The organism is Ensifer sp. YR511, from assembly GCF_900103045.1.
Lineage (GTDB): Bacteria > Pseudomonadota > Alphaproteobacteria > Rhizobiales > Rhizobiaceae > Ensifer > Ensifer adhaerens.
Genome location: NZ_FNGR01000018.1, coordinates 51,673 through 77,003 on the forward strand (window position 1 = coordinate 51,673; position 25,331 = coordinate 77,003).

Below are 25,331 nucleotides of genomic sequence, written 5' to 3' on the forward strand. Positions count from 1 at the left end.
CCCGGGAGGCATGTCGGAGACTGTTGCAAACAGGTCGCAGCCGCGACGATTGGCGCCATGGCAAGATTTCTGCACTTGGCGGTTGCGCGCGATTCGCCTATAGGTCGTCTTCCGGCAACCAATCAGGGAGGTTTCAAAAGATGCCAGCTTTTTCTTTCTCCCTACGGGGCGGCGTGCAGTCTTGAACTGGGCCGGGAAGGGCATTTTCGCCTTTTCGTTTTTCCAGGTCGGATTTCGTTTCGCTGACCTTGGCCCTTCCTCTCCGGAGGATTCGGTCACTCCAATGATGCCGCATCGGAAGCTGGGTTCCTTTTAACGGCATATTCCATTCTGATCTTGTTTGAGGCCGATGCGTCGCGCATCGGGCGATTGTTATGGCTTTTACTCGTATTGACCTGCGCGGCGGTGCGTTCCGCAGCGTTCTTGGATTCACCTGGTCTCACTGGAAAGCGCAGCCGCTGCGCATCAGCGTCATTCTCGGCATGGTTCTCTTGTCGACGCTCGCTGACGTCCTAACGCCGCTCTATTCGGGCCGGCTCGTCGATGCCGTCGTTTCCGGTGTGGCGACCGATCAGCTTGCCTGGGATGCGGCGCTTGCCGCCTTCTGGATGCTGATGGCGCTGTCGCTCGGCGCGATCATTCTCAGGCACCTCACCTTCCTGGGGGTCACCGATCTGACCCTCAAGATGATGACCGACATCGCGTCGGCTGCCTTCTACCGCATCCAGCGCTTCTCGACCGACTGGCATGCCAACAGCTTTGCCGGATCGACGGTTCGCAAGGTGACCCGCGGCATGTGGGCGCTCGATCTCTTGAACGACACCTTGCTCGTCGCCCTGTTTCCGTCCGTCGTGATGCTGGTCGGATCGACAATCCTGATGTCGTTCTACTGGCCGATGATGGGCGTCATCATCGGGATCGGGTCGATCGTCTTCATCCTGATGACGATCGTGCTGTCGCTTGGTTACGTCGCGCCGATGGCAAGCCTTGCCAACCGGTGGGACACCAAGCTCGGCGGGGCGCTCGCCGATGCCGTGAGCTGCAACATCGTCGTCAAGGGTTTTGGCGGCGAAAGCCGCGAGGACGCACGCCTTGCCAAGGTGCTCGCCAAATGGCGTGACCGTACGCGCCGCACCTGGATCCGCGGCACGACCAACGGCACGTCGCAGGGCGCCATGCTGCTCATCCTGCGCGCGGCGGTGATCGGCTTTGCGCTGTTCCTCTGGTCGAAAGGCCAGGCGACGGCCGGCGACATCACCTTCGTGCTTACCTCGTTCTTCATCCTGCAGGGTTATCTGCGTGAAGTCGGGCAGCACATCCGCAACCTGCAGCGCTCGATCAACGACATGGAAGAGCTTGTCGACATCAATGGCCAGTCGCTCGGTATCGACGACAAGGCGGATGCCAAGCCGATCCGCATCACCGACGGCCGCATCGAGTTCAAGGATGTGACGTTCCACTACGGTGCGCACCGCAAGCCGCTCTACGACCGCTTCTCAGTGACGATCCGGGAGGGCGAACGCGTCGGTCTTGTCGGGCACTCAGGTTCGGGCAAGACGACCTTCGTCAAGCTGATCCAGCGTCTGCATGACCTGAAGGCCGGCGAGATCCGGATCGATGGTCAGGACATCGCATCGGTGACGCAGACGTCGCTGCGCCAGCAGATCGCGATCGTCCAGCAGGAGCCGATCCTGTTCCATCGCTCTCTGTCGGAGAACATCGCCTATGCGCGGCCGGACGCCACGCAGAGCGAGATCGAGAAGGCGGCAAGGCTTGCGAGCGCCCACGACTTCATCACGGCTCTGCCGAAAGGTTACGGCACGCTGGTGGGCGAACGCGGGGTCAAGCTCTCGGGCGGCGAGCGCCAGCGCATCGCAATTGCCCGCGCGTTCCTCGCGGACGCACCGATCCTGATCCTCGACGAGGCGACATCGAGCCTCGATTCGGAATCGGAAGTGCTGATCCAGCAGGCGATGGAGCGGCTGATGCTGGGGCGCACGACGCTCGTCATCGCGCACCGGCTCTCGACGGTGCGGGCGCTCGACCGGCTGCTGGTCTTCGACCACGGCCGGATTGCCGAGGAGGGCACGCACGACGCGCTGATCCGCCTCGACGGTGGCATCTACCGCGGTCTCTTCGAGCGCCAGGCGCTGGAGCTGACCAAGGGGTTGGTGCTGAACGACCAGTAAGGCTTTGACGCCACCTGAAACCATCGCCGCGCCTGCCAAAGGCGCGGCGATCTTTTATGCTGGCCGGTTAAGCCAACGATCGAGGCCGCGAGCCGCCGCACGGCCTGTGGCAAAGCAGGCGGTCAGCAGATAGCCCCCGGTCGGCGCTTCCCAATCGATCATTTCGCCGGCGACGAAGGTGCCGGGCAGCGCTCTTAACATGTATTCGTCATCGATCGCGGACCAGGCGATGCCGCCGGCGGAGGAGATGGCCTCGGCGATCGGGCGTGGGCGGATGAGCGGGATTGGCAACGCCTTGATCAAGGCCGCAAGTTCTGGAGGCGGCAAGCGCGCGGCATCAGGCGAAACCTCACGCAGCAGCGCCGCTTTCACCCCTTCGAGCCCGGCCCCCTTGCGCAGGCGGTTGGAAAAGCTGGTCTTGGTGTCGAGGCGGCCAAGGTCTTTTGCCAATTTCCCGACGTCACGTCCCGGGGTGAGGTCGACCACCAGGTCGGCCAGTTCGCCGCGCGACAGCCGGTCCCTGAGCGCGCTCGTATGGGCGTAGACGAGGCTGCCTTCGATGCCGGTCCTGCTGATGACGAATTCGCCCGGGACGGTGCCGGCTTCCGACGTTGCGGTGACGCCCTTCAGCGCGGCGCCAGCAAAGCGATCGCGGAAGGTCTCGCTCCAGTCGACGTCGAAGCCGCAATTGGCGGGCTGGAATTTGGCGACAGACACGTCCCTCTGTTCCAGCCAGGAAACCCAGGCGGCATCCGACCCGAGACGCGGATAGCTGGCGCCGCCGAGGGCGAGCAGAGTCGCATCTGCGCTGACAAGCGTCTTGCCGTCCGGGGTATCGAACGCGGGTGCTTTGCCTTCAAAGCCAGTCCAGCGGTGCCGCGTCAGGATACGAACGCCTCGGCTTTCCAGCGACTTGAGCCAGGCGCGCAGCAGCGGCGACGCCTTCATCACCTCCGGGAAGACACGGCCCGAGGAGCCGACGAAGGTCCTGGTTCCGAGGTCTGCCGCCCATTGCCTGATGTCATCGGGCGTGAAGGCGTCCAGCGCCGCACGCAATCGCGGCGAGGCATTGCCGAAGCGCTCCGCAAAGGCCGTATAGGGCTCCGAATGGGTGATGTTCAGGCCCGACTTGCCGGCCAGCAGAAATTTGCGCGCGACCGTCGGCATGCTGTCATAGACGGTGACCGCGTGGCCGCGCTCGGACAGCACCTCGGCGGCCATCAAGCCGCTCGGTCCGCCGCCAATGACGGCGATGTTCTTTTGTCCCATGCGCTTTGCCCGGTCACAGATTTCGCTTCGGCGCACTCTTGGCCCGGCGGCGCGTGGCACGCAACCCCCGTCAGATGCCGCTATCGGCGATGGGCGCCGTTGAGCTTCTTCTCCAGCCACAGGCTGTAGCGCGAACCGGAAAAGCAGATGGCGAAATAGACCAATGCCGCGAAGATATAGGCCTCGCTGTAAAAGCCGAGCCAGGCGGGATCGGTGGCCGAGGTCTTGGCGGCATTGAGCAGATCGTAGATGCCGATGACCGCAAGCAGCGAGGTGTTGAGCACGATGCCGATCGACAGGTTGACGATGGCCGGGATGACGGCTCGCAGCGCCTGCGGCAGCACCACCAGCCGGAGCATCTGGATCCGGCTGAGGCCAAGCGACAGCGCCGCCTCCTTCTGACCCGTCGGGATCACCTGCAATCCGGCGCGGATGATCTCGGCGAGGTAGGCCGAGAAGAACAGGGTGACGCCGATCTGCGCCCGAAGCAGCTTGTCGATGGCCGCGCCGCTCGGTAGCGCCATCGGCACGATCAGTATGGCGACATAGAGCACGGCGATCATCGGCACACCGCGCAGCACTTCGATGAAGGCAATGGCCAAGGAGCGCACGAGCCCCATGTCCGACTGGCGGGCAAGCGCCAGCAGCAGCGCGATCGGAAAGGCGAAGGCAAGGCCGGCGATCGAGACTGTGAGCGTGATCGGCAGCCCGCCCCAATGATTGGTCGAGACCGGTTCCAAGCCCGACGTCCCCGCCATCAGCAGCCAGATGCCGACGAGCGCCAGCAACCAGACCGGCACCAGGCGGAAGCTCCAGAAACGGGGAATGGCGGAGACGGTCAGGAGCGCAGCAATGAGGGCGATCACCAGCGCCGGGCGCCATTGCAGCGGCGGCGGGAAGAAGGCGAAGAGCATGAAACGAAACTTGGCGCCGACAAACGCCCAGCAGGCGCCCGCCGTTTCCGTGGCGCAATCGGCCGCGGTGCCGGTCCAGACGGCATCGATGACGGCCCAGCGGACAAAGGGAAGTGCAATCCAGAGGATTGCGGCGAGCGTCGCCAGCGTGACGAGGCCATTGGCCCAACCGTTGAAGAGGCCTTCACGCCAGCGGTGCCAGTCGGGCGCGACCGGCGGCGCAAGTTCGATCTGGCTCATCGTTTTCCTTCTCCGCGCAGAACGACGCGCCTGTTGTAGAGGTTCATGAGGGCCGAAACCGCAAGACTGATCGTCAGGTAGACGGCGCCGATGATGATGATCGCTTCTAGAGCCTGACCGGTGGTGTTGGCCGTCGTGTTGGCGACGCTGACGAGATCGGGGTAACCAATTGCGACCGCGAGGCTCGAATTCTTGGTCAGATCGAGAAAGCTCGAAATCATCAGCGGCGTGATCACCCGAAGCGCCTGCGGCAGTACGACGAGGCGCATGATCTGCGCGGGCTTCAGCCCGAGTGCGCGAGCGGCTTCCCATTGACCCGATGCCACCGACTGGATGCCGCTGCGCACGATCTCGGAAATCGAAGCGGAGGCATTGACGACGAGGCCGATCAGCAGCGCGGCGAATTCCGGGGTCAGCGATAGGCCGCCGCGAATGTTGAAGCCGCCCTTGGCAGGCACTTCGACCGATGCGCTGAAGCCGAGGGATACGAGAGCGAAATAGAAGATTGCCAACGCGCCGAGTACGGTGCCGGCGGCTTTCGGCAGATAGAACGTCGCGCCCACCAGCAGGCGCCTGGAAATGACGAGTGCCGCGAAGACGGTCAGGAGCACCGCGGGCAGCCATACGGAGGCCGGCAGGCCGTCGACCGAAAGCGAGGGCAGAAAGACGCCGCGATTGCTGAGATAGACGCTGTCCAGAAACGTATAGGCGCCGCGCGGCGGCGGAAGCGCGCGGATGATCGCACTCCACAGGAACAGTTGCAGCAACAAAGGCGTGTTGCGCAGAAGCTCGACATAGCCATGGGCGAAGGTCGCTAGCAGCAGATTGCCGGACAGCCTGAAGATGCCGAGTGCGACACCGAGCACGGTTGCAAGCAGACATCCGACGAGCGCGACCTTGACGGTATTGGCGATGCCGGCGGCAAGCGCCCGGGCGTAGCTGTCGCCGGCCGCGTAAGGAAGAACGCTTTCGCCGATCTCGAAATTGGCCTGATGGGAGAGGAAGGCAAAGCCCGGCGTCAGTCCCATGCGGTGCATGCTCTCGGCGGTGTTCTGGCCGAGAAAGGCAAAGAGCAGCAGCACGCCGACAAAGAGCAGGCCTTGCTGCAAAGGCAGCGGCCCGATCCAGGACAGGAGGCGCGAGACGGGTCCGGGCCCCGAAGGGCCCGGTTGGAGTTGGCGTGTCATGGGAAGGACCATGAACCGGCTCAACGGAACGGCGGCGAATAGAGCAGGCCGCCGGCCGTCCAGGGCTGGTTGTAGCCGCGCTCGAAGTTGAGCGGCGTGCCCTTGCCGACGTTGCGCTCGAAGATCTCGCCGTAGTTGCCGACGGTCTTGACGATGTTGTAGGCGAATTTCGGATCGAGGCCGATCGCTTCGCCGAGCGACGGATCGACGCCGAGGAAGCGCTTGATCGCCGGATCCTCGCTCGCAAGGAACGTGTCGACGTTCTCCTTGGTGATGCCGAACTCTTCGGCCTGGATCGTCGCGTAAACGGTCCAGTTGACGATTTCGAGCCACTGGTCGTCACCGGCGCGGATCGCCGGCGCCAAGGGCTCCTTCGACAGGCGCTCGGGCAGAAGCACGTAATCGTCGGGCTTGGAAAGCTGGGTGCGCTTGGCCGCAAGGTCGGTCGCGTCCTGGGTCAGGGCGTCGACGCGGCCCGAGTCGAGCGCCTTCAGGAACTCGCCGGTTTCCTCGATCGTGACCGGCGTGAAAGCCTTGCCGGTCTTGCGGAAGAAGTCGGCGATGTTGAGTTCGCCGGTCGTGCCGCTCTGGACGCCGATCGTTGCGCCGTCGAGTTCCTCGCCCTTGGCTACGCCAAGGTCCTTGCGCACCAGCAGTCCCTGGCCGTCGTAGAAGACGACGGGGCCGAAGTGGAAGCCAAGCTTGAAGGCGCGGCTCACCGTCTGGGTCACGCCGGAAAGCAGGATGTCGAACTCGCCCGACTGCAGCGCCGGCAGACGCTGCTGCGGCGACGAGTTGGTGAACTCGACCTTTTCGGCATCGTTGAAGACGGTGATGGCGATGGCGCGGCCGAAATCGACGAAGAAGCCCTGCCAGCGGCCGTTGCTGTCGGGTGAGAAGAAGCCCGGCGTGGTGCCGACGCCGACCTTGATGACGCCGCGCGCCTTGATCTTGTCGAGCGTTTCGCCGGCAAGCGCCGAGGTGGCGATGAGGCCCGCCGCCAGCGCTGCCGTCGCGGCAAAGGCTTTTGTGAAAAGTTTTCGGTGAGTGGAAGTTCGCTGCATGAGGGTCCCCAAAGCCAAAAGAATGTCATTGCGCCACCGGGCGAAGCCGTTCGGGCGTGAGTAAAAATTAAATCTATAGAAATTATATAATAGGTATTTTTGTGCGAAATTGGCGCGTGGCCCGAAACAGATTTCGCCGCCTCGTTTTTGCCGGGAACGTTTTTGACAAGAAGCCAGCGGTTGATGGCGGCGACCCCCGAAGGCGTCAATTTCATTCGCCCACGATCGATGGCCCGCAAGCTGCAGCGCGAACCTCCGGCTGCATATGCAGGCCTATGCCTCTTGTTGAGATCGGCGGAAGCTCCTAGGTTCCGCCCGTCGATTGGTTTATCTCCTTGGCGATGCAGCTTTTTGCGGGAAATTGGCGGGAACGGATGGGATGGGGCGCGCCGGTGTCGGTCGCCCTGCACCTCGTCGTAGCCCTTTTTCTTTTGTACGACCTGCCCTTCGAGCTGCCGACGCCGCCGAAGGAGCAGACCGTCAACGTCGAGCTCGTTCCGCCGCCAGCAGAGGCGAAGGAGCCGAAGAAGGCCGAGCAGAAACAGGCAGAGCAGAAGAAGGCGGGGCCGAAAAAGGGCGAAGAGAAGAAGGCTGAACAGCCAAAGCCGCAGCCCAAACCCAAGCCCCAGCCGAAGGCAGACCCGAAGCCGCAACCCAAGCCGGCGCAGCAACTGCCGCAATCCTTCGCCTCGGCCATGGCCAAGACCAAGCAGGACAACAAGGAGGCAGAGCTTCCGCCGGCTGCGCGCGAGACGGAGAAAAAGACGGAGGCGTCCGAGCCGGCAAGGGCCGTGGATGACAAGGCAAAGCCGGCGGATGCGCCGGCAACGGTGTCCTCGACCGAGAAAAAAGAACCGGTCAAGGAACCGAAACCGCCGTCAACGCTTGCCGTGCCTGCGAGATCCACTGACAGCGCCACACAGAAGGCGGATGAAAAGGCAGCGGCGACGGTAGCCGAAGCCAAGCCTGAAGCAGAAGAAACGCCTGACGCCAAGCCGCAGACGGTCAAATCGGAAGACGGGACGGCAAAGGCAAAGCCGGCCGATGCTGCGGCAAAGGTCGAACTCAAGCCCGTTCCAAGCAAATTGACGAAAGCAAAAGAACTTTATTCTGCAAAATCGATTGCCGATCCGCGGGTGAAACAGGCCCTGATCAACCTGCCGGTCAAGAGGCGGATCCTGCAACTGTGCAATCTCGAGGCGCTGGAGCAGATCCGCAGCCAGCGGCCGGATACCCCGCCCGAAGGACTGGTGCCCTTCGGGCCGAGGGGTGGCTTCATCGCCAAAAACCGTATGGACGCCAGCGGTGGGGCCTACCAGAACAAATCGAACTGGTACGACGTCGACTTCAATTGCGTCGTCAATGAAGATGCGACCGAAGTGACCTCCTTCAGCATTGCCATCGGTGGCGAAGTGCCGAAAGCTGCCTGGAAGGAGCGGCGGCTTCCGGGGAATTGATCCTTCCGACACGGATGGGGGCATGTCGTTGTCCTGACCAAACCCCCTTCCGCAACAGCGCCCCACTGCGTGCAGCGCCTGTTGCCAGACGTCACGGATCGCCGCGCTGCACCTAAAACATTCTTGCCTGCCGGACTCTTCCGAGCCCGGCAGGCGCGAGTGCGAGTTGCCACTCTCGCACCAAGCTGGCGCGGATGTTGTTACTCCGCCGGTTGAAGAGCCCGCTCGCGATAGACCGAAACCAGTGAGGTGCCGAGCATTGCGGCAACCGCCGCAAAGAGGAAGACGCCGGCCGGGCCCTGCAGTTCGACAAGGAGGCCGCCGAGGATCGCACCGGTGGAAATGGCGATCTGGAAGGTGGTGAGCGTCGCCGCTCCAGCTCCTTCGGCCTCATCACCGGCCGCACGGCTCAGGAACGACTGGACGCTGACCGGCAGGGCGCCGAAGGCGAAACCCCAGGCGGCGGTCGCGACGATGGCGACGGCCGGCAGCGCGCCCGCCAGGGCCAGGACCAGCGTGGTGGCAGCGACGCCGGCGGCCGCCGACATCATCGAGAGCCGCGTGCTGCGCTCGGCGAGGAAGCCGCCGGCAATGTTGCCGAAGAAGCCGCCGATGCCGAAGGCGAGCAGGATCGCGGTTATCGCCTCGACGCCGAACTGCGGCACCTGTTCAAGGAACGGGCGGACATAGGTGAAGCCGGCAAAGTGGCCGGTGACGACCAAGAGGATGGTCGCAAGGCCGAGCCGGATCGCCGGGCGCTTCAGGACGTTGAGGATCGTGTCGAGGCCGGTTGTGCCGATGGGAGGCAGGCGCGGAACCGTTAGCGCCTGGACGATGAAGGTGACGATGCCGACGGCGGCGGCAAGCAGGAAGGCGTAGCGCCAGCCGAGCGTCGCGCCGATCCAGGCGCCGACCGGGGCCGCGCAGACGGTTGCGATCGAGACGCCGGACATCACGATTGCCATCGCCCGCGGCATCAGCCGGCCGGGAACGAGCCGCATGGCGAGCGCCAAAGACAGCGCCCAGAAACCGCCTAGGCCGATGCCGAGGAGGAAACGGGCGACGAGCAGCATCGAAAGGCTGGACGCGAAACCGGCGATCAGGCTGGAAACGATGAGCAGCGCGGTTAGGGACAAGAGCACGTTGCGGCGGTCGAAACGTCCGGTATAGACGACGATCGCCGGGCCGGCGATGGCCGCGACCACGGCCGTAGTGGTGACCGACTGGCCGGCGGCGCCGACGGTCACGCCGAGATCCGCCGACATCGGCGTCAGCAGGCTTGCCGGCAGAAACTCTGCCGTGACCAGGCCGAAGACCCCGAGCGACAGGGAAACGACAGCCGCCCACAAGGGCTTGTCCCGTTCATCCGCCTGTCCCGTGGGCTTGGCGACAATACCATCCATGACTTTCATCTCCTTTGCATGTGATGATGAAAATATGCATGGCCATCTGGAGTTTCTATGCTAGAAAATCCAAAACACTGTGCTGTTTGTCCAAAGGTGAGATGTAATATGAGCGATGCGCTGACGGAGATCCTGCGCGGCCTCAGGCTCGACGGTGTCGAATATGGGCGCTGCCAGCCCTGCGCGCCATGGGCGACCTCCTATCCCGAACAGGAACCGGCACGATTTCATTTTCTTGCCTCCGGTTCCGCCCATCTGCAATCGCCAGATGGTTCGTGGATGGAGTTGACGCCCGGGGATGCCGTGCTGTTGCCGCGGGGCGATGCGCACGTGCTCGCGAGCAAGCCCGGCCTGCCGACGATATCGATCCGCGACCTGCCGAAACGGCAGCTTTGCGACGGCATCGTCGATGTGCAGTGCCCCAACTCGGACAGCCAGAACCTCCTGTTCTTCGCGGTGATGCAGTTCAACGTCGACCGGCTCCATCCGCTCTTGCAACTGATGCCGTCGGTGATGCGCACCAGCGACCTTGCCAAGAGTGAGCCGTCGATCCCGTCGCTTCTCGATACCATGACGCGGGAGGCCGCGATGCAGCGCGTCGGTGCGGGCGGTATCCTGGCGCGCCTTGCCGACGTGCTGACCGCCACGATCATCCGCGCCTGGGTGGAACACGGTTGCGGCACGTCAACCGGCTGGCTTGCAGCCGTGCGCCATCCGGAGGTGGGCCGGGTGCTCGCCGCCATCCATCTCGACCCGACGAAGGACTGGACAGTGCCGGAACTGGCAAAGCTCATGGGGGCGTCGCGCTCCGGTTTTGCCCAGCGCTTCGCCGATACGGTCGGCGAGACACCGGCCCGCTACGTGGCACGCATGCGCATGCACCAGGCGCATCAGTGGCTGCGCGAGGGCAAACGGGTCGCCCATGTCGCCAATCGTCTGGGCTACGATTCCGAGGCGTCGTTCAGCCGCGCCTTCCGCAAGATAATGGGCGCGCCGCCAAGCCATTCGCGCAGCCTGACTATGTCAGCGGATCAACTGGCATCCTGATCCGCTTTCGGTCGCGAAACCTCAGAACTTGACATTGAGACCGGCTCGGACCCCGTGCTCCCGGGCCGTCGAGGCGATCTGACCCTGATAGGAAACGCTGAGCGTCGATGCTGGCGTCAGCGCGGAATCGATACCGGCCTCGAGGATGGCGCCGTCGCGCGCGATCGGGGCACCGGCGACCGAGAAGGCCTCGCTGCCGGAGAACGCCTGGGCGAGAGCAGGGGTAACGTCGCCATAGGCATGCCGCCAGCCGATGAGACCGCGCGCCGTTGCCTTTGCCGCGCCGAGTTCGAAATCGGCTGACGCGCGAAGCCCTGATGTGGTGAAGGCCATGTCGCTGGAACCGCCATGGACGGAGAGCGCTGCCGCACCGCCCTTCTCCTTGAACCCATTGGTGTGCACGTTGACATAGGCGAGGTTGGCGAAGGGCTCGAACGCGAAATCGCCGGCCCTGAAATCATATCCGAGTTCGCCAAACACCTGCGTGGTGCCGGCGCGGTAATCCGCAGTCAGGCTGTCGACGAGCGCTGGCGAAACGACGAGCCGGCTGCTGTCGATCTCGCTAAAGGTGTAGGCAAGGCCGGATCGGAACGACAAACCGCCCCAGGTCCCACCGCCATAGACCCCGAGGTGGTAGTTGTCGCTCGAGGCCCGCGAGCGGCGGTCGTCGACCTTGAAGCTGGAATGGCTGTAGCCGCCGAGGAAGCCGAGCCGCCAGTCGCTACCGATGTCGCCATCGAGACCGGCGACGAAGCCGCCTATGGACCGCGACAGGTCGGCTGCATTGCCGTCGCCGTCGGTATCCCCCCAGGACCCGAACGCCGAGCCCCACGCGCCCATGGTTTCTGGCGAAGAAATCGATGCCGTGGTGATCTCGTCGGTGTTAACGATCGGCCGCGCCGTGGCGCCGACAGTTTCAAAGGCTGCACGCAGCCGGTCGTTCATCCGGTTGCCGATGAGCTGGCTGTTTTCGATGAGGCCCGTGACGGTCGAGCTGTGAACGTCGCCCGGCAGCTGTCCGAAGAGGTCGGCTGCGGTTTGTCCGTCGAGGGTGACGGCGAGATCGTGGAGCGTCCCGCCGATACCGAGCCGCTCGACGGCAAAGGCAGCCGCGGCGGCGTTGCGGGTCTCGGCAAAGTCCGCGAAGGCAACGCCGTTGCGGGCGACGTCGAGGTAGACCGCGCTCGGCTCGTAGGCGAGCGAGAGGTCGAGGAAGGCGTAGCAGCCGCAGTCGTGCTCGAACCGCCCGGTCACGCCGCCGACCGCGGAGAGAATGGTGTGGCGGCCGTCGCCCTTGTAATTTTCGGGCCGGACCCTGACGTCGACTGCACCGGCGATTTCGGCCGTGCCGGTGACGTCGAGCCGGCTCGTGCCATCGGGTGCGTCGAGATTGACGAGGAACCAGCCGTCGCCCGACTGGCGATAGTTGCCGGCCACGGTCAGCGTGCCGCCCCTGCGGCCCCAGCCCGGATTGACGGCGCCGTTGTTGTCGACATTGCCGTAGATGGTACCGTTGCCGGAGAGTATGCCGTTTCCGTCAGCAAAGGTCTCGGAGGCAATGCTGCCGGCAATCGCCAGGAAGCCACCATCGACGCGTGTGGAGCCGTGATAGGTGCTGTCACCGGCCAAGATCAATATGCCGTCGCCCGACTTGATCAGCCCTCCCGCGCCGGTGATGTTATTGGACCATGCGCTTTCGCCGTCCTCGATCACGGCGTGGAAATCACCCCAGTCGAACTTGCCCGGACCTCGCACTGCCCGCCCGGCGTTGACCATGCCATAGCCAAACACGGGATCGACGCCCCGGTCGCCATAGTCGATGGCCGTTCCCAACAGGACTTGGCGGACCTGGTCCATCGTCATGTACGGGAATGCCTGCGCGACCAGCGCGGCCGTTCCGGCCACGAACGGTGCAGCCAGGGATGTGCCGTTTTCCCTGCTGTATCCTCCACCGGGGACGGCGACCATGATGTTGTCCTGAGGATTGGCCCAGACCCATTCGCCTCTTTCCGGGTCCCAGCGCGTGGCGTCGTCTCCACCAGGTGCGGCAAGACACCAATTTAATGCAACGCCACACCTGTTCGACCAATCGGGCATGTGTGTAGGACTGGTCGCCACCACGGCGAGCCAGCCCTGTTCCAGCTCCGGGAAAAGATAGGGGAGACCCGCATCGATGGACGGCTGTGCCGCGCCGTCGTTCATCGCTGCGAAGACGAGAAGTGCACCACGCGAAACCGCGTAGCGATAGGCGGACAGATTGTTTGAGAGCGTCGCTTCGGCCCGGTCGGCCGTCATTTCTGTAATGAAGCCGTCGCCATAACTGTTGTTGATGATCTTCACGCCGCGGTCGACGAGTGTACGGATTCCGTAGTTGGCGGCAGCATTGTTGATGTAGCCCGGTATGTCGGATGCCCCTGCCTGAACGATGGTCGCGCGCGGGGCAACACCGTGCATGCCGACCCCATCGCGATTGGCGGCGATGACCGAGGCGACCGTTGTGCCGTGACCCTCCCCTACGAACGTCCAAGGCTTCTCCGGATCATAGGTGATACCCTCTACATAGCGTCCGGCAAACTCCGGGTGGGTAATGTCGAGGCCGCTGTCGACCACGCCGACCTTGATGCCGCTGCCGTCGTAGCCCAGCATGTAGGCATATTCAGCGTGGATAGTTGCCAGTCCCCACTGGGCGTTGAACTCTGGTGTACGCCACGTTGCCGGATCGCCGGGGTCGCCCGCATCCTGTGCGAACCCGGAGGATGACAGCGCGGTCGACACGACGAGCGTGGCGATGTGAGCGGCGGTTCGGCGGTTCTTTTGCAAGGCAGTTCCCCAATGCCCGGCATCGCGGCGCATCCGTGGCGCAGGGTATTGAAGAAAAACGGAAATTCACAAGGCGGGCGCGCGAAAGCTAGTCGCGCACGCTGCTTTGGAAAATACGGCAGGTGACGTATTTCGTCGCCCGAAACCGATATTTGTGTTGGTGGATCGCGGCAGGCAACAGGCGGTTCGTCGAAGAAGCCGCGGCGACAGCGATGAGGGCACCTGAAACACGCGCGGCCGAGGTCGCGCGTTCTCGACGACATCGATGCAAGAAGGGGCGGTGGCTGCATCCACCACCCCTCCTTTTGGCTATTGCGCCGGCTGGCTCTCGGCCGGAAGCACGGCCGCCGGCGAACCGGCCGCGGGCTGGACGGTGCTTTCGACAGGCGGAACCGGCGAGCGGGTGCGCAGCGTTTCGGCGCGGTGACGGCCGACCGAGACCCAGAAGAGCGCGACGAGCGCGGCAATGGTCACGGTGACGGTAACGTAGCGGATCCAGGTCGGGGCGTGCCCACCCGGATCGATGTGCTTCTCGTCGATCTCGCGCTTGCGGGTGATCGCGGCCGAATAGAACACGATCGTCGAGATCACGAAGATCAGCGACCAGCGCGTCTGCTCGCCGTCGGAGCCGATGAGCGCCACCAGGCTGTAGATCGCCGCCGCAAGGCCGATGATGACGTACCAATTGTAGGTGCTTGCCGGCATCTTCTTGTAGCCGAGCACCTTGATGGAGATCGCCGAGTAGATATAGGGCAGCAGCGTCATGATCACTGCGATCGAGGCGATCTTGCCGAACTGCTCGCTGGCGGTCGGCGACATCGTGGCGAAGACCTGCACGGTCATGATGACGGCGACGATCGCAAGGCCGGCCGAGGGCACGCCCTTGGAATTGACCTTGGCGAAGATCGAGCCGAAGAGGCCGTCGTCGGCCGCAGCTTTCGCGGTCTGCCCGACGAGCAGCGTCCAGCCGGCAAGCGAGCCGAGGCAACCGAGTGCTGCGCAGATGGCGACCACCGCACCCGCGGTATCGCCGAGCGCCAACCGCGCGGCGTCTGCGAAAGGTGCCGAAGACGCGATCAGCTCCTTGTTCGGGATCATGCCCATGATCACCGTCGAAGACAGGATATAGGCGACGGCGGCGAGGATGACGCCGCCGACGGTGGCGATCGGGACGTTGCGCTGCGGGTCGCGAACGACTCCGGCCGAAACTGACGCGCTTTCCACCCCGATGAAGGCCCAGAGGGTGAAGTTGAGCGTCGCCATGATCGCCGCCCAGCTGTCCTTGCCCGACACGTTCCAGCCTTCGGAGAAGGTCGCCGGCGAGAACCAGAACCAGCCGAAGATCGCCATGCCGAGGATCGGCACCAGCGCGAAGGAGGTGGTGAAGGATTGCAGCCGTCCGACAACGTTCGGGCCGAGGATGTTGGCGTAGGTGAAGAACCAGATCAGCGCCACCTGCGCCAGCGCCGAGACCAGCGGGTCGCGCAACATCGGGAAGAAGGCCGTGAGGTAGCCGAGACCGGCGACCGCAAGGCCGACGTTACCAACCACATTGGCGAGCCAGTAGATCAGGTTGGTCTGGTAACCCATGTAGTCGCCGAAGGCCTTGCGCGTGTAGGCGTAAGGCCCGCCGGCGGCGGGATCGATCGCCGCGAGCTTGGCGAAGGTCAGCGCCAGCGCGATCGCGCCGGCAATGGTGATCAGCCATCCGAAGACGGCGATGGACCCGACCGCGGCGAGGTTCGCCGGCAGCATGAAGACGCCCGAGCCCATCATGTTGCCCGCGACCATCAGGGTCGCGGGCACGAGGCCGATCTTGGCGGATTCCGCGACGCCCGCGGATGTGGTTTTGGAAGCCGTATCGACAGCAGCCATTGTTCTCGCTCCTGAAGCCGGGTCAGCGGGTCAACACATAGACGCGATAGAGGCCGTCCTCGACCTCCACCCCGTGCGTGTCATGGGTGAAGCCCGGGAACCGGAGATCATAGGCCTCCAGCGCCTTGAGGTAGCCGAGGACTGGACCATCGGCGGGCCCAGCGTTTTCGCCCGGCATTAGAAGCGGGATGCCGGGCGGATAGGGCACGACGCCCGTTGCGACCGTGCGGCCGGCCAGATGGTCGAGCGTCACCTGTTCCACCTCGCCGCGCACCAGCCGCTCGTAGGCGCGCACCGGGCTCAGGTCCGGATGTGGCAGGACAGAGAAGCCGGCGGCCATGGAGGCGGTGGTCTTCAGTTGGTCCATCGCCTGGAACATTGTGTCGGCGAGATCCTTGAGACCCATGCCGGCGTAGCGTTCCGGGTGGTCCTCGATCAGCGACGGGATGGCCACTTCGAGCGTGAGGTTGGCGTCGTAGTCGCGCTTGAAGTCGCAAAGCGCGCTGACAAGCGAGCCCCATTTGCCCTTGGTGATGCCGAGCGAGAAGAGGAAGAGGATGGTGAAGTCGGTCGTCTTCTCGACAACGATGCCGCGGGCATCGAGATAGGCGGTGACGAGGCTTGCGGGTATGCCGACCGGCATCAGCCCGCCGCCGGGCGCAACACCCGGTGTGACGATCGAGACCTTGATCGGATCGAGCATGCAATAGCCGTCCTCGATCTCGCCGAAGCCGTGCCACGCTGCCCCGGGCTTCAGCACCCAGCAGGACGGATCGGTCGCGAGGGATTCCGGCGAGGCTTCATGGAAGGGGCTTGTGCGGCCGGTTTTCGGGTCGCGCACCGTATCCGGTTGCCAGCAATCGAAGAACCAGTCGCCGCGCTCTGCCGCGTCGTTGGCCAGCCGCGACATCATCAGGCGGAACGCCACGGCTTCCTCGATCGACTCGTTGGTGAGCGCCGCGCCGCCGGGCCCGTCCATCATCGCCGCCGAGACGTCGTTCGAGGCAATGATCGCGTAGTTCGGCGAGGTCGAGGCGTGCATCATGAACGTCTCGTTGAAAATGCCATGCGGGATCGGCTTGCGGCCGTCGCGTACGTGAATGAAGGACGCCTGAGAAAGGGCCGCCAGCAGCTTGTGCGTCGACTGGGTGGCAAATACCGTCGGCTTGTCGGCCGTATGCGCCTTCGGATCACCGTGCATTGCGTGGCGGTCGCGATAGATCGGGTTGAAGCGGGCGTAGCCGTACCAGGCCTCGTCGAAATGCAGGCGGTCGACGCTGGCGCCGAGCAGTTCCTCGACGCGGGTTACGTTGTAGCAAAGACCGTCATAGGTCGAGTTGGTGATGATGGCGTGCTTTGGCTCCTTGTCCGAAAGGTCCGCGGCAAGCGGGTTCTGGTCGATCGCCTTGCGGATCGCGACCGCGGTCAGCCGTTCCGGCGGGATCGGCCCGATGATGCCGTAGTGGTTCCGGGTCGGCACCATATAGGTCGGCACGGCGCCCGACATGGTCATCGCGTGTTCGGCCGACTTATGGCAATTGCGGTCGCACAGCGCGATCTGGTCGCGGCTGACGCTCGCCATCAGAATGACGCGGTTGGAGGTCGAGGAGCCGTTGGTGACGTGGTAGCTGCGGTGCGAGCCGAAGACGCGGGCAGCGTATTTTTCACTGGCGCCGATCGGGCCGGAATGGTCGAGCAGAGATCCGAGTTCACCGACCGAGATCGAGAGATCCGAGCGCAGCAGCGGTTCGCCGAAGAACTCGAAGAAGGCGCGGCCGGGCGGCGACTTCAGGAAACCCGTGCCGCCGGTGTGTCCGGGCGTGTGCCAGGAGTATTCGTGCACCTGGGAGAACTGGGCGAGCGCCTTGAACATCGGCGGCAGCACGGTCGAACGATAGCGCTCGATTGCCGCCTGGATACGGCCGCCGACGAAGTCCATCGTGTCTTCGAGCATCCAGACAAAATCGTCGACCTTCGCCATGATATCGGCCGGAACCGACGAGGCGACGCTGCGGTCGGCGAGCAGCAGCAGCGGAACGGTGCCGTTGCGCTTGCGCAGCGCCTCGACGACGCCGATCGATTGTTCGTGGCCGTCCGACCCGAGATCCCAGTCGACCAATACGCATTGGAGAGCGGGGTCCGACCGGATCACCGCAATACCGTCATCGGCGCTTTCTGCGGTCACCACCTCGATCTGGCGGCGCTCCAGTTCCGCGATCAGCGACCGGACGGCGCGGCCGGCCGCACTTTCCTCGCTGATCTCGTCGTCAAGAACGAGTGCTTTCATGCCGAGACGGCGGTGACCCCTGTTTAACGTACTCATATCCAATCCTCTCTCTAGTTCGGTGCTAGGTGCAGGTGGGGGTATTCTTTTTGACGTCAGCCAGTGGACGGCTCCTTCCTTTCGACTGACAGGTAGACGGGCAGTGCCACGAGCAGCAGCAGCAGGCACCAGAGGCCCGCCTGAGGTCCGCTGCCGTAGACCGTCCAAAGCGAAAAGATGAAAGCGACCAGGGCATAGGGCTTGTAGGGGCCAAGGCGGAAGCCGCCCCATTCCTCGTCGCGCGGACGTGTGAGTGCCAGGAACAGCGCGCCCTCGACGAGGCTGCAGAAGACGTAAGGCACCATGGCTGCGGTGGTCGAAAGGTCGACGGCGAACCTATAGACGGCCATCAGTCCCGACACGCCCGAGGTCTGCAGAACGAGAAGGGCCGAAGCAAGCAGCATCGAGAGGACGATACCCCACTGCGGCACGCCACGGCTGGAAAGGCGCCCGAAAACTGGAGGGAACAGCCCATCGCGGGCCGCTGCCATCGGCACCTGAGCCATCAGCAGCGTCCAGCCGTTGAGCGCGCCGATCGACGAAAGAACGACGGCGGCCGCAACCAGCGTGCTCCCCCACCAGCCCCACATCATGAAGGCCGCATCGGAGAAGGGAGCGGCGGAACGCGTAAGCGTTTCGCGCGGGACCGTGCCCATGACCACGAGCGTGCCTAGGATGAAGATGAGGCCGCAGCAGAGCGTGCCGAGCACGGTCGCCCGCGGGATCGTGCGTTTCGGATCGTCGACATCGCCGGCCGGAACGGTGGCAGACTCGATGCCGAGAAAGGCGAACATCGTCAACGGTGCGGTCGCGGAGATCAGACCGAGCATGGACAGCCCGCTCGGGTTGATGGGTGTCAGGTTCTGCGGCTCGATCCAGAAGAGGCCGAGAAGCGCAATCGCGATGAAGGGAAGGAGTTTCAATCCGACGGTCACGATCTGGAAACGCCCGGCGCTCCTTACGCCGAACATGTTGATGGCGGCAACCAGCCACATGGCGGCGAGCGAAACCGCCGTGAAGCCGCCCGGCATATGCTGAAGGTTCGGGACGAACACGCCGAGATAACCGGTGAAGGCCATGGCGATCGCCGGCAGCGACGCCCAGATCGAGATCCAGTAGGCCCAGGCGACCAGAAAGCCGGCAAACGGACCGAAAGCCATGCGACTGTAGGCGTAGGGGCCGCCGGTCGCGGGCCTGACGCCTGCGAGCCGCGCAAACACAAGGCCGAGGCACATGGCGGCAACCGCCATGCAGACCCAGCCGACGAGGGCTGCGGCGCCGTAGGGCGCGAGTGCGGCGGGAGAGAGATAGAAGCCGGAGCCGATGATGTTGCCGACGACGAGCGCGGAGCAAGCCCAGATGCCGAGGCTCGGCCGTGTCGCCATTTCGGGCGTCGTCTGCTGAGACCTGCCTGAGGTTGCATCAAGCGGCTTCGTCATGGATGGGAGGCTCCCTTGCCAAAGACGAGGCGAACTTATGAACTGTTTCTTATGGTTGCAACTGCTTTATTTCACTCGACTATCAGTCGCCGCGCTGATCCATGGGCCCATGCGGAAAAGTCGCATTCGGCTCATAGCTCCACGACCGACCGCGAAGGGCGGCGTTGCAGGCTTCTCATGAAACTATTCCATTTTTGCGATGCCGTTTTGCCGCCGATACAGGTAGGGTCGCCTGCGACGAAATGACTGCTTCGCGACCGCGGCGATGGGTGAGGAAAACGGCGAAAAATGACAAATATCAAGCGTTTACGGCTTCGCGACATCGGTTTCCGCCCGGGTGCTTACGAACCCGGACCGCTCAATGCGATCACCGATGTGATGGGTGTCGCGGTGGGCCATGCCACCGTTGTCGAGGCCGACTGCATCCGCACCGGCGCCACCGCCATACTGCCTCATGACGGCAACCTCTTTCAGGACAAGGTGCCGGCCGGCTTCGCTGTGCTCAACGGCTTCGGCAAGTTTGCGGGCTCCACCCAGGTAGAGGAGCTCGGCGAGCTGGAAACGCCCGTCGTTCTCACCAACACGCTGGCGACGGGACGCGCCATCGAGGTCGTCAATCGCTGGACGCTGGCGCAGCCGGGCAACGAGAAGGTCGTGTCGCTGAACGCGGTCGTCGGCGAGACTAACGACTCCCGCCTCAACGATATCCGCGCCGGTCGCCCGACGATCGACGAGATCGGCGCTGCCCTTGCCGCCGCGAAGACCGGTGCCGTCGAGGAGGGGGCTGTCGGTGCCGGAACCGGCACGGTGGCCTTCGGGCTGAAGGGCGGCATCGGTACGAGCTCGCGACTTGTGAAGGCGGCAGGCGAGGTCTTTACGCTCGGCGTGCTCGTCCAATCCAATTATGGCGGCCGGCTCACCGTCTGCGGTCGTGCCTATGAGGCGCCGGCGGCACACGACCGCGACGGTTCGATCGTCATCGTGATCGCGACCGATGCGCCGCTCTCTTCCCGCAACCTCAAGCGTCTGGCCGAACGCGCCTTCGGCGGCCTGGCCCGCACCGGCGCCGCGCTCAGCAATGGTTCCGGCGATTATGCGCTCGCCTTCTCGACGGCTGCCGCCGTTCGTCGCACCAAGGCGCGCCGGGCCGCGATTGCCGACTATCCCGATCTTCCAAACGACCTAATATCGCCGCTCTTCGAAGCGGCCATCGAGGCGACGGAGGAGGCCATCCTCAATTCGCTGACCATGGCCCGCACGACGCATGGTTTCAATGCCGCGAACGGCAAGCCGAGCACGGTCGAGGCGATCTCGCTCGAACGGCTTCGCGCGCTCAGCGAACACTGATTTGTGCCCCTGGATCGCGTTCGGTGTTGCGGTCCATGCGCCTCTGCCAAACCAATTTTTACGGAGCCTACATGTCCCAGCCGTCCATCCGCACCGTCTATCTCAACGGCGAGTTTTTGCCCGAGAACGAGGCGCGCCTCTCGATCTTCGATCGCGGCTTCCTCTTCGGTGATGGCATCTACGAGGTCACCGCCGTGCTTGAGGGCAGGCTGATCGACAGCGCATCGCATATGGCGCGCCTGGAGCGCTGCGCGCGTGAAATCGATGTGCCTTTGCCGGTATCGACCGACGAGATCGTCGCGATCGAAAAGCGGCTGATCGAAGAGAACGGCCTTGTCGAAGGCATGGTCTATCTGCAGCTCACCCGGGGCGCCGAGGACCGGAACTTTCTGTTCTCCGAGGATATCAAGCCGACGCTGGTGCTCTTCACCCAGGCAAAGACGCTGGTGACGGCCACCACCAAGGGGCTGTCGGTCAAGACCGTGCCCGACCAGCGCTGGGCGCGCCGCGACATCAAGAGCGTGTGCCTGCTGCCGCAGGTGATCGCGAAGCGCATCGCCAAGGCTGAAGGCTGCGATGAGGCGTGGATGATCGAGGACGGGTTCGTGACGGAAGGTGCTTCCTCCACCGCCTACATCGTCACGGCGGACAACCGCATCGTCACGCGCGGCAACAGCCACAAGACGCTGCCCGGCTGCACCCGGCTCGCCGCTCTCGCGCTCGCCGCCGAACAGGGAATGACGCTGGAAGAACGCCCCTTCACGCTCGAAGAGGCGCTCAACGCCCGCGAAGCGTGCCTCACCAGCGCTTCGAACTTCGTTGCGCCGATCACCCGCATCGACGGCAAGCCTGTCGGTAGCGGTGAACCGGGCCCGGTGGTCAAGCGCCTGCGCGAACTCTATCTGGAACGTGCACGGCAGACGGCGATCTAGCTCGCCCGTGCGGGCCAGGGCTGTCGCTTAGGCGACAGCTTCCAGGCTCTGCCAGACGCGGCCGACGATCGGGCGGCGGTTTTCCTTGGCGCGATAGAGCCGGATCTCGACACTGACGTCCCAGCGTGGGTCGGCGGCCCTGACCAGCGAGCCGTTCGCCAGCTCATCCGTCATCAGGCTTTCGGGCACCCAGGCGATGCCCCATCCGGATTCGGCCATGGCTTTCAGCCCCACCGACATGCTGCCTTCGTGCACCCTTTGCGCCGGCGGCAGCTCGCGCCCGATCAGATCATCCAGAAGCTGGCCGAAGAACGACGATTTTTCGTAGCTCAAATGCGGGAACGGTTTCGTGCCGCCTTCCAGCCGGTGCAGGGGCTCCCCCGCTTCATTCGCCGCCGAAACGGGGATGATGCGTTCGTGGCCGAGCACGCGATGTTCGAAGGCCTGCGGGTCGAGCAGGTGCGGGACCTGGGTATGGGCGTAGGTCAGCAGGAAGTCGCATTCGCCGTCGACAAGCGAATTGAGGTTTTCCTCCATGCTGCCGGAATCGGGGCGAAGTCGGGAGAAGAGCGGCCCGCTCCGGGCGTTGACCCGTGTCATCCATGCGGGAAAGAAGGTGAAGGAGAGCGTGTGCAGCGCTGTCAGCTTGATGGTGCGGGCGTCGGAGCCTTCCTCCTGCTGCAGATTGCGCCTTGCCTGGTAGAGCTGTTTCAGAGTCTCCTGCGCCACCGGCACGAATTTCGACCCCGCCTCCGTCAGGCGCGAAGGATAGGTCGCGCGGTCGACGAGCGTGGCGCCGAGCCAGGCCTCCAACTGCCGGATGCGGCGGCTGAAGGCGGATTGGGTGACATGGCGCTCGTCCGCCGCCTTTGAGAAGTTCAGCGTACTGGCGAGCGCCAGAAAGTCCTCAAGCCATTTGATTTCCACGGGCATGCACTCCTGAAGTCCGGTCCGTCATTCGCCGGCGACCGGGCTTCTTTTGTGGCAGCGCCCGCGCGTCATCAAGAAAAATCAGGCGCGTCGGCGATATTCGATCATCCGGGCTCGGCTCGTCACCAGTTCGAGGTGATCGGGCCCGAGGAGATGCAGGCAGATGCGCTTGACCCAGGGGCCATCGCTCAGCGTGAACAGGAAGCGACCATTGCCGAGCGGAGTGAGCGCCATCGTCTGACGAACGGGGCCGACGCCCATCAGGACCGCGCCGTTCTCGACCGTGAATTCCGCCCTTTCGTCGGAGCGCCAGACCCCGGAGAGCGACGCCGGCAGCGGCTCATGCGTCGCCGCTGGAAGGAAGCACTGTGCCGCATGGCCGACCTCGCCGACAAGGGCGGAGCCGTCGCGGCGCAGCCGGACAGGGGATGAGGCCGAGCGCGACGAGGCCCAGCCGTCGCCGTCGTCATAGAGCGTCTCATCCGCATCGAGATAGGTGCAGGTGCTGCCCTTGACCTCGACCCACCAGGGACCGGCCTCCGTCACGTAGAGACCGTCGCCGAGATCGGCTGCCGGGGTCGGCAGAGGAATGCCGGTGAGCGCTGCCATGCTTTCGAGCGCGATCTTGTAACCGTTGGTGTCCTCGCGGTTGGAGACGACGACGAAGCCGGCGCCCGTTTCGGGATCGAGGAGGAAATAGGTCTTGTAGCCGGGATGTGAACCGCCATGGCCAACGAATTCGCGGCCGCCGAGCGACGAGTTGCGCAGGCCGAGCCCGTATCCTGTTGGTCGCCCGTCGGCGAGATATCGGGGCGCCTGCAACTTCTGCAGAAGACCGGCGAAGCGGCCTTCGCCACCGAGCAGCGCCTGCAGCCAGGTGGCAAGCGCCCCGGCGCTGCCGGTGAGGCTGCCCGATGCGGAAATGTGCAGGCCAGCGGCAGATAGCTGCCAGGTTTCGCCCGAGTGCCAGTAGCCGGGAACGAGGTCCCTCACCGGATCGTTCCAGACATCCGGCGCCTTCAGCGCGATGCCAAGCGGGGCCGCGATTTCCCGTTGGACGAAATCGTTGAAGCGGAAGCCCTTGCGCTCCAAAGCCGCTTCGATGAGGCGATAGCCGGTGTTGGAGTATGAGACCTCGGTGCCGGCGTCAAAGTTCAGCCGCTCCAGGCGTGAGAGGTACTCCAGCAGCGGTCCGGCCCTGGTCTCCGTGTAGACGGAAAGGCCGAGCAACGACAGGCATTCGCGGGTATCCGGCAGGCCGCCACTCATGTCGAGCGCCTGCCCGACCGTCACGCGCGCAAGTGGCGACCGCAGTTCCGGAAGATGCTGGCCGAGCGGATCGTCGAGACCGATAAGGTCGGCGTGGGCGAGCACCATCGCTGAGAAGACGTGCTTGGTGAGGGACGCATAGCGCACGACGCTGTCGAGCGTGAACGGGGCGGATGTCGCGAGGCTCTCGACGCCGGCCGCATGCGAGAAGCGCGGTCCGGATGCATCGAAGCCGATGACCGCGCCGCCCGGTTCGTCTGCCACCCATTGTGCGGTCAGGCGCCTCGCAGCCGCTTCGGCGGCTTGCCAATCCAGCGATGCCGGCTTCGTCATGTCCATTCTCCAATTCTGGTCGCAGTGGTTTCCCACGCGTATCTCCGACTAAGCACGACAGAACCTCGTGCCGCCAATTCCGATTCCGGCAGGGCCTATGCACGGTTTGCATTTGCCCGGCCCGCCTGCATTGCGTTAGGCCGGCGGGGAAAAGGGTGCGGTTCCCGCACCCAATGTCTATGGTCCGTCGGCGACTATCCATGAGTCGCACTTGAGGACAACAGGTTGAGAAGGCGATCCAGAATTGGCGACGCAAGCGAAAATCCCGGTCTTTGACGGACATAACGACGTGCTGTCGCGGCTCTGGCGTTCGCCGGGCGGCGCTGCCGAGCGCCGCTTCCTCGATGGCGTCGATACCGGGCATATCGATCTCGACAAGGCCGCGGCGGGTGGCCTTGCCGGCGGCCTCTGCGCCGTCTACGTCGCCTCGCCCGGCCTTGCCAAGGATGGCAGCGGCGAGTTTGCAACGCCCGATCAACAAAGCGCACTCGAAGCCACGCTCGGCATGACGAGCCTGCTGATGCGGATCGAACGCCAGTCGGAGGGCCGGCTGAAGATTTGCCGCAGTGCTGCCGATATCCGCGCCGCCATGGACGAGGGTGCCTTTGCCTCGGTGCTGCACATCGAGGGTATCGAGGCGGTCGGCGCCGATCTCGACGCGCTCTATGTGCTTCACGCCGCGGGTCTGCGCACGCTCGGCCCCGTCTGGAGCCGGCCGAACCTCTTTGCCTATGGCGTTCCCTTCCGCTTTCCCTCTTCACCCGATATCGGTCCAGGCCTCAGCGAGGCCGGCAAGGATCTCGTGCGCGCCTGCAACGAGCTGAAGATCATGCTTGATCTCTCGCACATGAACGAGCAGGGCTTCTGGGACATCGCCGCGCTGTCGCAGGCGCCGCTCGTCGCCTCCCATTCCAACGTGCACGCGCTCTGCCCGCATAGCCGCAACCTGACGGACCGTCAGCTCGACGCGATCAGGGACACCGGCGGTTTGGCCGGCATCAACTTCGGCGTCCTTTTCCTGCGCGCGGACGGGACCAGGAACACGGATACGCCGCTCTCGCTCCTTGTCGACCACATCGACTATATCGTCGAGCGTATCGGTATCGATCATGTGGCGCTCGGCTCTGACTTCGACGGTACGGCCATCCCTGCTGCGATGCGCAGCGCGGCCGATCTGCCGCTGCTCGTCGACCTGCTGCGCACCCGCGGCTATGACGATGCGGCACTCGTAAAGATCTGCCACGGCAACTGGATCCGCGTGCTGGAGACAACCTGGGGCGGGTGAGCGCCGCG

The 25,331-nt window shown here is 64.3% G+C and carries 17 protein-coding genes; 6 read left to right on the forward strand and 11 right to left on the reverse strand.

The window, feature by feature from the left end:
* The first annotated feature begins 374 nt into the window (after nucleotides 1-374).
* The gene (locus BLU15_RS25310) at nucleotides 375-2,189 is read left to right on the forward strand and encodes an ABC transporter ATP-binding protein (protein WP_090299157.1); all 1,815 of its coding nucleotides are present in this window, start codon (nucleotides 375-377) and stop codon (nucleotides 2,187-2,189) included.
* A 54-nt stretch (nucleotides 2,190-2,243) separates the two neighbouring features.
* Here BLU15_RS25310 and BLU15_RS25315 read toward each other — a convergent pair whose 3' ends face one another.
* The 4 genes from BLU15_RS25315 to BLU15_RS25330 form a co-directional block, all read right to left on the reverse strand.
* A complete protein-coding gene (locus tag BLU15_RS25315) occupies nucleotides 2,244-3,458 on the reverse strand; it encodes a TIGR03862 family flavoprotein (protein ID WP_090299161.1) in 1,215 nt (404 codons plus the stop codon).
* A gap of 80 nt (nucleotides 3,459-3,538) precedes the next feature.
* On the reverse strand, nucleotides 3,539-4,612 hold the full coding sequence (locus tag BLU15_RS25320; protein WP_060585750.1) for an amino acid ABC transporter permease: 1,074 nt from the start codon (nucleotides 4,610-4,612) through the stop codon (nucleotides 3,539-3,541).
* A complete protein-coding gene (locus BLU15_RS25325; protein ID WP_060585823.1) occupies nucleotides 4,609-5,799 on the reverse strand; it encodes an amino acid ABC transporter permease in 1,191 nt (396 codons plus the stop codon). Before BLU15_RS25325 ends, BLU15_RS25320 begins: the two co-directional genes overlap by 4 nt.
* A gap of 20 nt (nucleotides 5,800-5,819) precedes the next feature.
* Entirely contained in the window at nucleotides 5,820-6,863 is a 1,044-nt protein-coding gene (locus tag BLU15_RS25330) for an amino acid ABC transporter substrate-binding protein (RefSeq protein WP_034790164.1), read from the reverse strand.
* 374 nt (nucleotides 6,864-7,237) lie between these two features.
* On the opposite strand from BLU15_RS25330, the gene BLU15_RS25335 reads away from it, so the two are divergent.
* Complete coding sequence (locus tag BLU15_RS25335) at nucleotides 7,238-8,320, forward strand: DUF930 domain-containing protein (protein ID WP_113135503.1); 1,083 nt, start codon at nucleotides 7,238-7,240, stop codon at nucleotides 8,318-8,320.
* Between the two features lie 200 nt (nucleotides 8,321-8,520).
* Here the strand turns inward: BLU15_RS25335 and BLU15_RS25340 are convergent, their stop codons facing one another.
* The gene (locus BLU15_RS25340) at nucleotides 8,521-9,723 is read right to left on the reverse strand and encodes an MFS transporter (RefSeq protein ID WP_051659184.1); all 1,203 of its coding nucleotides are present in this window, start codon (nucleotides 9,721-9,723) and stop codon (nucleotides 8,521-8,523) included.
* A gap of 108 nt (nucleotides 9,724-9,831) precedes the next feature.
* Between BLU15_RS25340 and BLU15_RS25345 the strand changes: the two genes are divergently transcribed.
* Nucleotides 9,832-10,770, forward strand: a complete 939-nt coding sequence (locus BLU15_RS25345; protein WP_090299167.1) for an AraC family transcriptional regulator — start codon at nucleotides 9,832-9,834, stop codon at nucleotides 10,768-10,770.
* A gap of 21 nt (nucleotides 10,771-10,791) precedes the next feature.
* Here the strand turns inward: BLU15_RS25345 and BLU15_RS25350 are convergent, their stop codons facing one another.
* The 4 genes from BLU15_RS25350 to BLU15_RS25365 form a co-directional block, all read right to left on the reverse strand.
* A complete protein-coding gene (locus tag BLU15_RS25350; RefSeq protein WP_176960352.1) occupies nucleotides 10,792-13,590 on the reverse strand; it encodes an autotransporter domain-containing protein in 2,799 nt (932 codons plus the stop codon).
* Between the two features lie 309 nt (nucleotides 13,591-13,899).
* A complete protein-coding gene (adiC, locus tag BLU15_RS25355; protein ID WP_060519942.1) occupies nucleotides 13,900-15,465 on the reverse strand; it encodes an arginine/agmatine antiporter in 1,566 nt (521 codons plus the stop codon).
* A 22-nt stretch (nucleotides 15,466-15,487) separates the two neighbouring features.
* Entirely contained in the window at nucleotides 15,488-17,788 is a 2,301-nt protein-coding gene (locus BLU15_RS25360) for an Orn/Lys/Arg family decarboxylase (protein ID WP_090299172.1), read from the reverse strand.
* Nucleotides 17,789-17,844: 56 nt separating this feature from the next.
* Nucleotides 17,845-19,227, reverse strand: coding sequence for an amino acid permease (locus tag BLU15_RS25365; protein WP_234824512.1), 1,383 nt, complete (start codon nucleotides 19,225-19,227; stop codon nucleotides 17,845-17,847).
* A gap of 288 nt (nucleotides 19,228-19,515) precedes the next feature.
* Between BLU15_RS25365 and BLU15_RS25370 the strand changes: the two genes are divergently transcribed.
* The gene (locus tag BLU15_RS25370; RefSeq protein ID WP_060585760.1) at nucleotides 19,516-20,574 is read left to right on the forward strand and encodes a P1 family peptidase; all 1,059 of its coding nucleotides are present in this window, start codon (nucleotides 19,516-19,518) and stop codon (nucleotides 20,572-20,574) included.
* 71 nt (nucleotides 20,575-20,645) lie between these two features.
* Nucleotides 20,646-21,506: a D-amino-acid transaminase gene (locus tag BLU15_RS25375; protein WP_090299175.1), complete on the forward strand. Its 861-nt coding sequence runs from the start codon at nucleotides 20,646-20,648 to the stop codon at nucleotides 21,504-21,506.
* Nucleotides 21,507-21,533: 27 nt separating this feature from the next.
* Here the strand turns inward: BLU15_RS25375 and BLU15_RS25380 are convergent, their stop codons facing one another.
* Together BLU15_RS25380 and BLU15_RS25385 are read right to left on the reverse strand one after the other, a co-directional pair.
* A complete protein-coding gene (locus BLU15_RS25380; RefSeq protein ID WP_034790308.1) occupies nucleotides 21,534-22,433 on the reverse strand; it encodes a LysR substrate-binding domain-containing protein in 900 nt (299 codons plus the stop codon).
* 84 nt (nucleotides 22,434-22,517) lie between these two features.
* Nucleotides 22,518-24,038 carry a serine hydrolase domain-containing protein gene (locus BLU15_RS25385; protein ID WP_090299183.1) on the reverse strand — a complete coding sequence of 507 codons (1,521 nt, stop codon included), beginning with the start codon at nucleotides 24,036-24,038 and terminating at the stop codon, nucleotides 22,518-22,520.
* A gap of 244 nt (nucleotides 24,039-24,282) precedes the next feature.
* Between BLU15_RS25385 and BLU15_RS25390 the strand changes: the two genes are divergently transcribed.
* Nucleotides 24,283-25,323, forward strand: a complete 1,041-nt coding sequence (locus BLU15_RS25390; RefSeq protein ID WP_090299186.1) for a dipeptidase — start codon at nucleotides 24,283-24,285, stop codon at nucleotides 25,321-25,323.
* Nucleotides 25,324-25,331: the final 8 nt, after the last annotated feature.